Annotated in this window: 13 protein-coding genes, 1 tRNA gene and 2 rRNA genes (1 of these 16 only partly in view); 8 read left to right on the top strand and 8 right to left on the bottom strand. The window is 61.9% G+C overall.

Annotated elements, in window-relative coordinates; translation table 11 throughout:
• Nucleotides 1-100: 100 nt before the first annotated feature.
• Nucleotides 101-268 (top strand): 50S ribosomal protein L33, encoded by a 168-nt coding sequence (gene rpmG, locus ACZ5Y5_RS12185; protein ID WP_007687342.1) that lies wholly within the window; start codon nt 101-103, stop codon nt 266-268.
• A gap of 209 nt (nt 269-477) precedes the next feature.
• Here the strand turns inward: rpmG and ACZ5Y5_RS12180 are convergent, their stop codons facing one another.
• Complete coding sequence (locus ACZ5Y5_RS12180) at nt 478-2,349, bottom strand: PhoX family protein (protein WP_464808878.1); 1,872 nt, start codon at nt 2,347-2,349, stop codon at nt 478-480.
• Between the two features lie 148 nt (nt 2,350-2,497).
• A complete protein-coding gene (locus ACZ5Y5_RS12175) occupies nt 2,498-2,860 on the bottom strand; it encodes a response regulator (protein ID WP_464808877.1) in 363 nt (120 codons plus the stop codon).
• A 70-nt stretch (nt 2,861-2,930) separates the two neighbouring features.
• Here ACZ5Y5_RS12175 and ACZ5Y5_RS12170 point away from each other — a divergent pair, with 70 nt between their 5' ends.
• Genes ACZ5Y5_RS12170 through ACZ5Y5_RS12150 form a run of 5 tightly spaced genes read left to right on the top strand, consistent with a single transcriptional unit; the run spans nt 2,931 to nt 6,173 of the window.
• Nucleotides 2,931-3,227, top strand: a complete 297-nt coding sequence (locus tag ACZ5Y5_RS12170; protein WP_464808876.1) for a DUF3572 domain-containing protein — start codon at nt 2,931-2,933, stop codon at nt 3,225-3,227.
• The gene (locus ACZ5Y5_RS12165; RefSeq protein ID WP_464808875.1) at nt 3,224-3,880 is read left to right on the top strand and encodes an HAD family hydrolase; all 657 of its coding nucleotides are present in this window, start codon (nt 3,224-3,226) and stop codon (nt 3,878-3,880) included. Before ACZ5Y5_RS12170 ends, ACZ5Y5_RS12165 begins: the two co-directional genes overlap by 4 nt.
• Nucleotides 3,877-4,341, top strand: a complete 465-nt coding sequence (locus tag ACZ5Y5_RS12160; protein WP_464808874.1) for a RidA family protein — start codon at nt 3,877-3,879, stop codon at nt 4,339-4,341. Before ACZ5Y5_RS12165 ends, ACZ5Y5_RS12160 begins: the two co-directional genes overlap by 4 nt.
• Complete coding sequence (locus tag ACZ5Y5_RS12155) at nt 4,322-5,047, top strand: glycerophosphodiester phosphodiesterase family protein (protein WP_464808873.1); 726 nt, start codon at nt 4,322-4,324, stop codon at nt 5,045-5,047. The genes ACZ5Y5_RS12160 and ACZ5Y5_RS12155 overlap by 20 nt, the downstream gene beginning before the upstream one ends.
• Nucleotides 5,040-6,173: a GNAT family N-acetyltransferase gene (locus ACZ5Y5_RS12150; protein WP_464808872.1), complete on the top strand. Its 1,134-nt coding sequence runs from the start codon at nt 5,040-5,042 to the stop codon at nt 6,171-6,173. The genes ACZ5Y5_RS12155 and ACZ5Y5_RS12150 overlap by 8 nt, the downstream gene beginning before the upstream one ends.
• 3 nt (nt 6,174-6,176) lie before the next feature.
• On the opposite strand, the gene ACZ5Y5_RS12145 is transcribed toward ACZ5Y5_RS12150, so the two are convergent.
• A complete protein-coding gene (locus tag ACZ5Y5_RS12145; protein ID WP_464808871.1) occupies nt 6,177-6,473 on the bottom strand; it encodes an SEL1-like repeat protein in 297 nt (98 codons plus the stop codon).
• A 197-nt stretch (nt 6,474-6,670) separates the two neighbouring features.
• Between ACZ5Y5_RS12145 and ACZ5Y5_RS12140 the strand changes: the two genes are divergently transcribed.
• Entirely contained in the window at nt 6,671-7,948 is a 1,278-nt protein-coding gene (locus ACZ5Y5_RS12140) for a multidrug effflux MFS transporter (protein ID WP_464808870.1), read from the top strand.
• 39 nt (nt 7,949-7,987) lie between these two features.
• Here ACZ5Y5_RS12140 and ACZ5Y5_RS12135 read toward each other — a convergent pair whose 3' ends face one another.
• A complete protein-coding gene (locus ACZ5Y5_RS12135) occupies nt 7,988-9,604 on the bottom strand; it encodes an amino acid permease (protein WP_464808869.1) in 1,617 nt (538 codons plus the stop codon).
• Nucleotides 9,605-9,751: 147 nt separating this feature from the next.
• Between ACZ5Y5_RS12135 and pgeF the strand changes: the two genes are divergently transcribed.
• The gene (gene pgeF, locus ACZ5Y5_RS12130) at nt 9,752-10,510 is read left to right on the top strand and encodes a peptidoglycan editing factor PgeF (RefSeq protein ID WP_464808868.1); all 759 of its coding nucleotides are present in this window, start codon (nt 9,752-9,754) and stop codon (nt 10,508-10,510) included.
• Between the two features lie 60 nt (nt 10,511-10,570).
• Here the strand turns inward: pgeF and ACZ5Y5_RS12125 are convergent, their stop codons facing one another.
• The 4 genes from ACZ5Y5_RS12125 to ACZ5Y5_RS12110 form a co-directional block, all read right to left on the bottom strand.
• Complete coding sequence (locus ACZ5Y5_RS12125) at nt 10,571-11,482, bottom strand: oxidoreductase (protein WP_464808867.1); 912 nt, start codon at nt 11,480-11,482, stop codon at nt 10,571-10,573.
• Between the two features lie 292 nt (nt 11,483-11,774).
• Nucleotides 11,775-11,851, bottom strand: a tRNA-Met gene (locus ACZ5Y5_RS12120).
• 118 nt (nt 11,852-11,969) lie between these two features.
• A 5S ribosomal RNA gene (gene rrf, locus ACZ5Y5_RS12115) occupies nt 11,970-12,084 on the bottom strand.
• 132 nt (nt 12,085-12,216) lie between these two features.
• A 23S ribosomal RNA gene (locus ACZ5Y5_RS12110) occupies nt 12,217-12,910 on the bottom strand; it runs 2,116 nt beyond the window's last position.

Here is a 12,910-nt window from a genome sequence, read left to right as displayed (position 1 = left end):
TCCGAATCTCCCTCATGGGCGGCTGCTGAAACGGGGCGGCCCTTTTTCGGAAGAATTTGGGGGCCGCTTTTCTTTTTCACGATATTCAGGAACCAGGGCCATGGCCAAGCCAGCAACCGTCAAGATTCGCCTCGTCAGCTCGGCTGACACCGGCTTCTTCTACGTCACCAAGAAGAACCCGCGCACGAAGACCGAGAAGCTGAGCTTCCGCAAATATGACCCGGTCGTGCGCAAGCATGTCGAGTTCAAGGAAGCCAAGATCAAGTGATCTGAAGGCGGGTTCGCCCGCCTCGGTCGATTTGAGCGGCTGAATGAAGAGGCCCGTCCCCTGGTGGGAACGGGCCTTTCCTTGTTGGTGCTGAAGATCGGCAAGGCCCACGTCCGTTCGTTTCGAGCTTGTCGATAAACGGTTACCGGCTTCTCGCCTTCGCTCGAAGCGAACGGAGGGGGGGCAGCCCTCCGCTCGCCCCGCTCTCTTTAGTTGCCGACAGGCTGACCGTCGGTGCGCGTCACGACGATGGTCGAAGAACGCGGCTGCTGACCCGCCACCGGCCAGTTGCCTGTGGGGTGCTGGATGTTGATGAAGAAGGTCTTGAGGTCCGGCGTATAGGCGATGCCGGTGATCTCGCAGCCGGTCGGCCCGACCAGGAAGCGCTTCGACTGCTTGCTGGTCTGATCGATATAATACATCGAATTATTGCCGAACGCCTGGACCATATTGACCGCAGCGCCGTTCAGCGTGCCCGCGTTGCCAGTCAGATTATGGTCGGTCTGCACCCACAGGCGGCCCTGCGGATCGATGCGGATGCCGTCGGGGCTGGAGAAGAAATCGCCGTTGATATTGCCCTTGAGGTTCGCTTCGGCAAGCTGCGGATTACCCGCCAGCAGGAACAGTTCCCAAGTGAAGGTGGTCGCCAGCGGAGAATCGCCTGCCTCACGGAACTTCAGGATATGGCCGTGCAGGTTGGTGACACGCGGATTGGGATTATCGGTGACGCGGCGACCGCTATTGTTGGTCAGCGTGACGAAGATCGCCTGCTTGTTCGGCGCGACCGTGATCCATTCGGGACGATCCATCAGCGTGCCGCCCGCCACGCGCGCAGCCGCCTGGGTGTTGATCAGCACATCGGCAGTCGTGTTGAAGTTGACCGTGACAGGCGTGGGCGGCGTGGTGGATTGGCTGACATTACCCGGATCGGATGCACCGGCGATCAGGCCATTCTGCCCCTGGACCAGCGCGCGCCATTCGCCCGTGCCATCCGCGTTGAAGCGAGCGACATAGAGCGTGCCATAGTCGAGCAGGTCGGTGTTCGCCGCGCGATTTCCGGTGCTGTAGGCCCGGTTGGGAACGAATTTGTAGATACAGCCCGGCGTCGAGTCATCGCCCATGTAGAAGGCGACGCGATTGTTGCTATCGTTGAGATAGGCGACATTTTCATGGCTGAACCGGCCCATGGCGGTGCGTTTGGTGGGCTCGGCCAACTCCTGATAAGGGTCGATCTCGACAACCCAACCATAGTTGGTGGCGGGCTGTGTCGGATCGAGATAATTGTTCGTGGTTTCTTCGCAGGTCAGGTAGGTGCCCCAAGGGGTGCGGCCGGAAGAGCAGTTGTTCAGCATGCCCTTGATGGAGCCCGAAAGCTGGCCTGCGGCGGGACCGCCCGCACGATAACTGCTGTTGCCGGTGTAGCGTTTATTGAAGCGCGAGCCCGCCTTCACCGCCCATTTGCCGTCCGTGCCCTTGGCGACTTCGACGACCGAAATGCCGACAGCGGAGAGCGCTAGCGCCTTATGGTCCGCGGTTGCTGTGGCGGCATTGTAGCTGCCGGAAAACAGGATGTTATAGTCGGCGAGCTCATGGTTGATGGCGAGCAGCCCGCCCAGATTCGCGTCGGTGCCCGAAAGGTCGAAATATTCCATGCCGTCATGGTTGCCGCCCGCCCATTTTTCGGCGACGGCGGGGGTGGGGAAGCTACCCGCATAGGGCGTGCCGGCCTCGACCGAATCACCAGCCTTAAGCAGCACATCGACGGTGTAACCCGTGGGAACGGTGACCGTGTCATTCTGATTCGCGGCCACAGGCGCAAAGGCGATGGAATAGCTGGGCGCAGGCGTGGGGGTAGGCGTCGGGCTGGGTGAGGGCGTCGGCGAACTGCTGTCATCGTCATCGCCGCAAGCGGCGAGCGCGCCCAGCATCGGCAGCATGGACAGGCCCAGCAGGCCGTTCTTCAGGACGGAGCGGCGCGCCGGATTGGCGGCGGCGATCGCCTCCAGGCAATTATCGCCAGCGTCGATCGTGGGTTCAGCGTCGCGGAACGGCGCGCGCGCTTCGTCGGTCAGATGAGACATGAATTTACCCCTGTGCAGATCGGACTGTCGGCAGAACGCCGCGTCCTTGGCCGGGGGAGTTGGCAGAGGCGCGTGTAAGCAAGGCTTCACTTCGAAGGCGCGCCTGTGAAAATTGAATGACCGTACAATGACTTTTGTGACCCGGCCGTTACAGCAGGGCGTTCACCTGTTCGATGAAACGCAGCACCGAAATCGGTTTCGACACATAGGCTTGCGCCCCCGCGCCCCGGATGCGGTCTTCGTCGCCCTTTCCGGCATAGGCGGTCACGGCCATGATCGGCACGGCCGCAAGGCGGGGATCGCGCTTCAGCGAGATGATGAGGTCGAGGCCACTGACATGGGGCAAGTGAATGTCGGTGATGACCAGATCGGGGCGAAACTCCAGCGCTTGGGCCACCACATCACGGCCATCGCGCAGCGGCAGCACCTCATGACCATGGGCGCGCAGCAGATCGCAAAAAAGTTTGAGATTGAGTTCGTTGTCCTCGACAACGAGCACGCGCTTTGCCACCAGTCACCCGCGTTAGATAATGCGCATAGAAAAGCGCGCTTTTAAAACTGCCCTTGGCCGAGAATCAATCATGCGTCCCGAGAACCCCGATGGCAAGCAGGATAGCCGCCAGCATGGCGAGGAAGCGGGCACGCTAGCGCTGATGGCGCTGGCCTGGACGCTGAATGATGAGCGGCGCGCTGACCGGTTGCTGGCGCTGACGGGCCTGGACGCTGACGCGTTGCGGGCGGGGGTAGGCAATCCTGCGGTGCTGCGGGCGGTGCTGGAATTTCTGGGCGATCATGAGCCCGACCTGATCGCCTGCGCCGACGCGCTGGATAGGGAGCCCGCCGCCTTGATCGCGGCCGCGCAGGAGCTGAGCCGATGAGCCGGCCGCTGATCATCACCGATTGCGACGAAGTGCTGTTGCACATGGTCGTCCCCTTTCGCGAATGGCTGGACGAGCATCATGACGTCCATTTCGACATGCGCGAACGCGGCTTTGCCGAAGCGCTGCGCCACAAGGACAGCGGCGTGCCACTGGAGCGCGAGCTGGTGTGGCAGCTGCTGGTCGGATTTTTCGACACGGAAATGCACCGGCAGAAGCCCATCAGCGGCGCGGTGGAAGCAATAGCGCGGCTTTCGCGCATCGCCGACATTGTGGTTCTCACCAATATCGGGGAGCGGCACCATCAGCAGCGGGTCGAGCAATTGGGGACGTACGGCCTCCATTTTCCGGTCCATTGGAACCATGGACCCAAGGGCGGGCCCTTGGCTGCGATCGTGGCGGAACGCCGCCCTTCCGTTGCGCTCTTCATCGACGATCTCGCGGAACATCATCAGTCGGTGGCGGAGCATGCGCCCGGCGTATGGCGTTTGCACATGGTCGGCGAACCAGAAATCGCACCGCAGATCGATGTGGCGCCCCTCGCCCATGCGCGAATCGACGAATGGGCCAGCGCCGAAGCATGGATCATGGCGCGGCTGGGTGAAGGTCCCGCCCCTTCTGACATTTATCATTCCGATGGAGCCCCTGCATGAGCGTTGAAGCCCGCCTGACCGAACTTGGCATCACCCTGCCGGAAGCGGCTGCGCCCGTTGCGGCCTATGTCGCCACGGTAGAGGTGAACGGCCTGCTGCATATTTCCGGCCAGATTTCGCTGTCCGATGGCCAATTGATGACCGGCCGGCTGGGCGAAGACCGCGACCTGGACTTCGGCATCAAGGCGGCGCGCGCCTGCGGGCTCAACCTGGTCGCGCAGATGAAGGCGGCGCTCGGCAGCTTGGACCGGGTCGAGCGGATAGTGAAACTGGGCGCCTTCATCAGCAGCGCGCCGGGCTTTACCGACCAGCCCAAGGTAGCGAACGGCGCGTCCGAATTGATGGTCGAGATTTTCGGCGAGGCGGGCAAGCATGCGCGCAGCGCGGTGGGCGTACCTGTGCTGCCGCTAGGCGCAGCAGTCGAAATCGACGCAGTCGTCCTTGTCCGGCCGGCGGCCTGACCTTTCCTTCCTGACCGCCCGCCCCTTCGCCCATCGCGGGCTGCATGGGGCGGGGATCAGCGAAAACGGCATGGCCGCCTTTCGCGCAGCCATCGCGCAAGGCCATGGCATCGAGTGCGACGTGCGGCTGAGCCGCGATGGCGTGGCGATGGTGTTCCATGACGCGACGCTGCTGCGGATGACAGGCGGCGAAGGATCACTGTCGGATTTGACGGCGGAACAGCTGGAACGGACGCAACTGACGGACGGCGGCGGTATCCCGCGGCTGGAGACATTGCTGCAGCTGTGCGGTCCGGACGTCCCGCTGCTGATCGAACTCAAGGTCATGGGTCGCCATGTGGGGCCGCTGTGCGCCGCCGTCGCCCGTGATCTGGCCCGCTATCCCGGCGCCTTGGCCGCGGTCATGTCCTTCAACCCTGTCGCGATGCGCTGGTTCGCGCGCCACATGCCGGAAGCGGTGCGGGGGCTGGTGGTGACGGAGCAGGGTGATGCAGGTTGGCGCGGCGCTGCCCGGCGCGGTCTTGCACTTTGGGTGGCGAAACCCGACTTTATCGCTTGTGATATCCGCGATCTCCCCTCCGATTTTTCGACAAAAGCCCAAGAGCGGGGGCTGCCGGTGCTGACCTGGACAGTGCGGACGCAGAGCGAGCGCGCCGTTGCCGTTGCGCATGCCGACCAGATCATATTCGAGGTTCGGCGTGACTGAATGCGTGGCGCGGATGGCGGGCGGTGTGGCCGATGTTCCGCGGGACCAATGGGATGCCTGCGCGGGAAGCGGCAATCCTTTCATGAGTTGGGACTTCCTGGCCGCACTGGAACGGTCGGGCAGCGTCGGTCCGGGCACTGGATGGCAACCCTTGCCATTGCTGATCGATGATGCCGATGGGCGTATTGCAGCCGCCGCGCCGCTTTACGGCAAGACGCACAGCCAAGGCGAATATGTGTTCGACCATGGCTGGGCTGATGCGTGGGAGCGGGCCGGAGGGCAATATTATCCCAAAATCCAGCTCGCCGCGCCTTTCTCGCCCGTGCCGGGACCCAGGCTCCTATTGCGTGATCCGGCCCTCGCCCCCGCGCTGATCGCCGGTATCGAGGCGGTGGTTGACCGCAATGACCTGTCCTCCGCCCATGCGACCTTCATCGAACCGGCGCAGGTTCCCCTGTTCGAAGCGGCAGGATGGCTGATCCGCGAAGACAGCCAGTTTCACTGGATCAACCGGGACTATCGTGATTTCGACGATTTCCTCGCCACCCTCTCCAGCGCCAAGCGAAAGAACATCCGCAAGGAACGGGAGCGCGCAATCGAAGGGCTGGAGATCGTCCATCTGACCGGCAGCGCCCTGCAGGAATCGCATTGGGATGCTTTCTGGCGATTTTATCAGGACACCGGCTCACGCAAATGGGGGCGGCCCTATCTCACCCGGTTCTTTTTCTCGATGCTGGGCGACAACATGGCCGATCGCGTGCTGCTGATGCTGGCGAACAGAAACGGCAAGCCAATCGCAGGGGCGCTGAACCTGATCGGGGAGGAGGCCCTATATGGCCGCTATTGGGGGTGTACGGAGGACGTGCCGAACCTGCATTTCGAGCTATGCTATTATCAGGCGATCGATGTCGCCATCGCGCGGGGACTGTCGCGGGTCGAGGCAGGCGCGCAAGGCAGTCACAAATTGGCGCGCGGCTATGGCCCTGAACCGACCTATTCCGCCCATTTCCTGCCTAATCCATCCTTCCGACGGGCGGTAGCGGACTTCCTGGCGGCGGAGCGGCAGGGCGTACAGCGCGACCGCATCTGGCTTTCGCAGCGTGCGCCGTTCCGTAAGGAGGGCTGAAGGTCAGGCAGCGCGCAACTGGTTGGAGGCGATCCAGGCGCGGGCCTGGCGCTGGGCTTCAGCGATTTCGCGCGCGGTCATTTCCTCAGCGATCTCAGCGCGCATCGCCTGCCCTTCCTCGCTGCCGCGAAGGGCCGCGAGGTTGAACCACTTATGCGCTTCGATCAGATCGACGGGCATGCCATTGGTGCCGCAGCTATAGGCGACGCCGAGGTCGAAACAAGCCTCAGCCGATTCCCAGCCCGTGCTAGACAGGCGGCTTTCCATCAGAAACTGCGCACTCTTCAGACTATTCGCCATGACCGAATCCCCCTGTGGATTTCGACATAATGGTTCTCGACAGGCGTCACGGTGCACCGGCAGGCGATAAAAAATGGTTAACGCATATTCGCTGCGAAGAAGATCGAAGGGCGGAAATGCGAGATTGGCAAGGTTAATGCGCTGGATCGATCCTACCGGGGCTGGCTTCCGCGATGGATTGTCCCCATAGCCGCGCGATGACCAACTCACCGCCCCCGGTCGCCACCACAACATCGCAAAAAGATATCGGCTTTCGCGAGTTCGTGGTGCTGAGCGCCTGCCTGATGGCGATGAACGCGCTGTCCACCGACCCGATGTTGCCCGCACTGCCGGAGATCGGCCGTGATCTCGCGATCAAGGCCGCCAATGACCGCCAGCTCATCATCAGCACCTATTTTCTCGGGCTCGGCATCGGGTCTTTGCTGTTCGGCATTCTGTCGGATCGCTATGGCCGCAAGCCAGTGATGGGCGGAGCGCTGGCGCTATTCATCCTGTCCACGATCAGCTGCGCGGTGGCGCATAGCTTTCCCATGTTGCTGGCCGGCCGCGCTTCGGCAGGCTTTTTCGCCGGGGCAAGCCGGGTGATCGCCGTCGGCATCGTCCGCGATCGTTTCAAAGGCGACGCCATGGCGAAGGTCATGTCCCTGATCTTTGCCGTATTCATGCTGATCCCGGTGGTCGCGCCCAGTTTCGGCCAGGCGATACTCTGGTTTGCCCCCTGGCGATGGATTTTCTGGATTTTGGCGATCCAGGCCACAGTGATCCTCCTGTGGATGATCCTGCGCATGCCTGAGACGCTGCGTCCGGAAAACCGTTTGAAGATGAGCGCGGTGACGATCTTCCGCACCATTGGCGCGGTGCTGAGCAATCGCAGCTCTGCGGGCTATATGCTGGCGAGCGGCGTGGTCATGAGCGGACTGATCGGCTTCATCCTGTCGGTGCAGCAGATTTTCTTCGATCAGTTCCATGCGCAGAAGGTCTTTCCCCTCGCCTTTGCGGCGATGGCGGGCAGCATGGGTGTGGGCAGTCTGCTGAACAGCCGGCTGGTGTCGCGCTTTGGCGCGCGGCGGCTGAGCCAGGGCGCCGTGCTGTCGATGATTTTGACGAGCGCCATTCACCTGGCCGTAATCGTCGCTGGGATGGAGACGATGTTCACCTTCATGTTCTTCCAGTCGGCGACCATGATGGCGGTGGCCTTCACCGCGTCCAATTTCAGCGCGATCTCCATGGAGCCCTTCGCCAAGGGAGCAGGCGCGGCCTCATCCTTCCAGGCTTTTCTGACGACGGCGGTATCCAGCGCAATGGGCAGCGTGGTCGGGCGGGCATTTGACGGGACGACCCTGCCCCTGACGCTCGGCATGCTGATCTTTGGCAGTGCCGCCTTTCTGATCGTGCTGTTCGCGGAGCGCGGGAAGCTGTTCACTCGCCCGCATCATGCGGCGATGCGCGAGCCGGAACTGGACCCGCTTCATTGACGAAGAGGCGGCGGATTGCGCCGCCGCCTCTTGTTCCGATCAGGCGTCCCGGCCGCCCGGCGTGTGCGCGCCCGGCAGCGGCGGCACCGGTTGCGGCGGAATACCGGCGTCCTGCTCATGCGCTTCCACGATGCCGCGAGCCACATGGCTCTTGCGGTAGCCATAGAGGAAGTAGAGGAACAGGCCCAAGCCGCCCCAGACGGGCAGGACCAGCTGAGCATCAACCGGCAGGTTGAAGAAGAGGAAGAGGCAACCGATCCCGGCCATGGGCGCCACGAACCACACGGCGGGAGTACGGAACGGACGAGCGCGGTTCGGATCACGCACGCGGAGCACCAGCACAGCGATCGACACCATGAAGAAGGCGAAAAGCGTGCCGGAGTTGGAAATGTCGGCAAGTTGACCGACGGGCAGCAATGCCGCGGCAATGGCGACAAAAACGCCGGTCACCATGGTTACGATGTGCGGGGTCTTGAAGCGCGGATGGATGCTTGCCAGCTTTTCAGGCAGCAGGCCGTCACGCGCCATCACGAAGAAGATGCGGGTTTGACCGAACATCATCATCAGGATGACGGATGGCAGCGCCAAGTTGGCGGCAAGGCCAAGCGCATTACCCACGACGGTCCAGTTGATCGAACGCAGCACATGAGCGAGCGCTTCGTTAGAGCAGACCAGGTCGCCCACATGGGCAGCGGTGGCGCAGGCTTCGGCGAAACCCTTCGATCCCGGGGCTACGACCGAACCATCCAGCCCAACCACCGGCTGCGCGCCGATGGCGCCGATCGCCCCCGCGGCAACGAGCAGGTAGAAAATGGTGCAAATCGCGAGGCTGCCTATCAAGCCGATGGGCACGTTGCGTTGCGGGTCCTTGGTCTCCTCTGCTGCTGTCGATACGGCGTCAAAGCCGACATAAGCGAAGAAGATGGAAGCCGCGGCGCCCACGATGCCCATGCCGCTCGTGCCCTCAGGACCAAACCAGCCATTGGGTGCGAAGGGCGAGAAGTTACCGGTGTCGAGAGCGGGCAGGGTAAGGGCGATGAAAGCGGTGAGCGCCGCCACCTTCACCGCAACAAGAACTGCATTGACGCGCGCGCTTTCCGTGGTGCCGATCACGAGCAAGGCCGTTACGGCCAGCGCCACGACGATCGCGGGAATGTTGATGACGCCATGGGAAAAATCAGCATGGGGGATGAGGCCATTCATGGTCCAGGCCGGCCCGGCCGACAGTGCCTGTGGCAATTCAAGTCCGGTGAGACTCTTCATCAGCCCCATGAAATAGCCGGACCAACCGACCGAAACGGCGCTGGCCGCCACGGCATATTCCAGGATCAGCGCCCACCCCACCATCCAGGCGAGCAGTTCGCCGACCACTGCATAAGTGTAGGTATAGGCAGATCCCGATACCGGCACCATCGAGGCGATTTCGGAATAGCAAAGCGCAGCAAAGGCGCAAACCGCGCCTGCGATTATGAAGCTCCACATCATGCCCGGGCCAGCCTTTTGCGCGGCGGCCGCGGTCAGAACGAAAATGCCGGTGCCGATGATGGCGCCGACGCCCAGCAGCGTCAGTTGCAAGGGCCCCAAAGTTCGAACCAGCGACTTTTTTTCCGCCGTCGCCAATATGGCGTCCAAGGACTTGATGCGGCCGAAGATCATGTGTGGAGCCCTTTATATCTCATATCTTATGCCCAAACGGCCGGCGGTGGCCGTTCCCCTATGTTCTGCGCCTGAGACTATCGCTTATTGTGGCGCGCGCAAGTATGTTGCGCGGCCTCGACACGTTTGTCCAAAGGGAGTTTTTTCATGGTCGAACTGCTGCGCGCCGCGAGCCTGCAGGATGTGCCGCACGGCTTTGCGGGACGCCGGGGCGGCGTATCGACCGGAGTGCATGCGGGGTTGAATGTCGGGCTGGGGTCCGAAGATGAGCGGGACACGATATTGAACAATCGGGATCTGGCGAGAGATGCCTTGCTGCCCGGCGCTACCCTGGTCACCGTGCGGCAGGTTCACTCGCCGGATGTCGTAACCGTTACCGCGCCCATCGCCGAGGCGGATAGGCCCGCCGCCGACGCGATGGTGACGGATCGGCCTGGCTTGATCCTTGGCATATTGACCGCCGACTGCGTGCCCGTGCTGCTCGCCGATGCGGAGGTGGGCATAGTGGGTGCGGCCCATGCAGGTTGGAAAGGCGCGATCACCGGCGTCACGGACCGGACTATCGCAGCTATGCAGAAGCTGGGCGCGCGAGCCGATCGAATCAGCGCCGCGATCGGCCCCTGTATCGGCCGAAGCTCCTATGAAGTGACGCTGGATTTCGCGCGCCATTTCGAAGAGCAGGACGCGGAGAATAGTCGCTTCTTCACTGAAGGACGGGAAGGCCATTGCCAGTTCGATATCGCAGCCTATGTGGCGGCACGCCTCGCCGCCGTCGGGGTGGCGCGTATCGAGATGCTCGATCAGGACACCTATAGCCAGCCCGAGCGTTTCTTCAGCTATCGTCGCTCGTGCCATCTCGGGGAAGCGAGCTATGGTCGGCAGATTTCGATGATCGCTGTGAGGTGAAAGGGTGCGGCGAGTAGGCGACTGGCGCGTCGCCGGGATCAGCCGGGTTGCGCTTTGCCTTCAGACCGCTGGCAATCCTGGGTCTATCCCGGTCAGTTCGATTGAGAGATCCCACAGCCGCCGCGCATCTCCAGTGTCGCGCGCATAATCTTCCACGAAGGCAGGACCTGAGATGCCCCTCATCTCCCAACGGCCCTGCGGTCCGAAATAGTCGCCGCCCTGGGCGTGCGGATCGGTGGCGGCTTGCAGCGCGGGCCATGCCGCTGCGGATACCGGGTTGAACAGCGGCCGCGCCAGCGGGATCAGTGGCTGCGTCCACCGGGGCAGGTGACGCATCAGTTCGGTGAGCGACACACCAGGATGGCAACCGATCGCACTCACAGGAGAACCCGTCGCGCGCAACCTGCGGTCAAGCTCCAGGACAAACAGCAGATTGGCCAATTTGCTCTGGCCATAATAGCGCGTCGGATCGTAGCTGCGTTCCGCGTTCCAATCGTCCCACAGCATGCGGCCCCGGCGGTGCGCCAGGCTGGATGTGACGACGACCCGCGAGTCTGGGGTTTGAGCGAGCTTAGGCAGTAGCAAGGCTGTCAGCGCAAAGGTACCAAGATGGTTGACCCCGAACTGAAGCTCAAGCCCTTGCGCCGTTCTGGAAAGCGGCGGGATCATGACGCCCGCATTGTTGAGCAACACGTCTAGCCGCGGTTCCTCAGCGATCCGTTCTGCGGCACTGCGGACGCTTGATAGATCGGCTTGGTCCAACAGGATGAGGTCGAGTTCGGCGCCGGGAGTTTCAGCAGCGATCCGCGCCATCGCGGCTTTACCTCTATCGGCATCCCGGCAGCCAAGCAGCACCCGTGCGCCTTTACTCGCGAGCGCTTTTGCGGCTTCAAATCCAATGCCGGTGTTGGCGCCGGTAACGAGGATCGTGCGCCCTCGTTGATCCGGTACATCGGCAGTCGTGAAGCTCATTTCGGTCTCCTGTTTGCGCGGTGCATTTTAGTGGGGCGTTACCGGCGTAAAGGCAATGCGGATGGGCTATGGGTGATTATCGACGGGGCATGCGCTCCGATTGTGGGGAGGAGCCCAGAGCATCGCCAGCGTTGCCTCCGCCTGCGGTCATGCCGACCAGCGTGCTTTGACCCCCACCTGTGCCGGGCGTGGGGAGCTTGCGTTGGCGTGTCGGGGGTTTGTTGCGGATGAGCGGAGACGACAAAGCCGCCCTTTTTGGGGGCGGCGTTTGTGGATTTGTGCGGTGGTGATTTGGTTGCGGGAGTAGGATTTGAACCTACGACCTTCAGGTTATGAGCCTGACGAGCTACCGGGCTGCTCCATCCCGCGTCACCTTGATTTGCCTCTTTGGCTTTGGTGCCTGGAGGCGCAAAAGGGCGGCTTTATGGGCCGCCCTTGTTGCATGAGATGTGAATGGGTTTTTTTGATCCAAAGCGCAAGCTTCAATGCCTGGCGACGCCCTACTCTTCCGGGGCTTGAGCCACAGTACCATCGGCGCAGTCTGGTTTCACGGCCGAGTTCGGGATGGGATCGGGTGGGTCACAGACGCTATGGTCACCAAGCAATGAAGCTTGCGCTTTGGGTTTTAATCGATGCCGTGCACGCTATGTCTATTTGGTTGTTATCTGGCTTGAGGTGATCACCACGCTCGATGGCTGACACTGTTGTCCAGTGTTGTCATTGATGGTGGGACTCTCAGGCGCGATCAGAGCAATTAGGACCGGTTAGCTCCATATGTTACCACACTTCTACATCCGGCCTATCAAGGTCGTGGTCTACGACCGCTCGAAGAAATCTTATCTTGAGGGAGGCTTCCCGCTTAGATGCTTTCAGCGGTTATCCCGTCCATACATAGCTACCCTGCTGCGCCCTTGGCAGGACGACAGGTACACCAGAGGTATGTTCAACCCGGTCCTCTCGTACTAGGGTCAACTCCTCTCAAATTTCGACGCCCACGGCAGATAGGGACCAAACTGTCTCGCGACGTTCTGAACCCAGCTCACGTACCACTTTAATTGGCGAACAGCCAAACCCTTGGGACCTGCTCCAGCCCCAGGATGTGATGAGCCGACATCGAGGTGCCAAACGATTCCGTCGATATGAGCTCTTGGGAATCATCAGCCTGTTATCCCCGGCGTACCTTTTATCCGTTGAGCGATGGCCCTTCCACGAGGGACCACCGGATCACTATGACCGACTTTCGTCTCTGCTCGACTTGTCAGTCTCGCAGTCAGGCGGGCTTATGCCATTGCACTCTAACAGACGGTTTCCAACCGTCCTGAGCCCACCATCGCGCGCCTCCGTTACTCTTTAGGAGGCGACCGCCCCAGTCAAACTACCCGCCACAGAGGGTCCCTGCACCGGATAACGGTGCGAGGTTAGACATCA

Source organism: Sphingobium sp. TomTYG65 (genome assembly GCF_055395525.1).
This window is presented reverse-complemented; position numbering and strand designations above follow the sequence as displayed.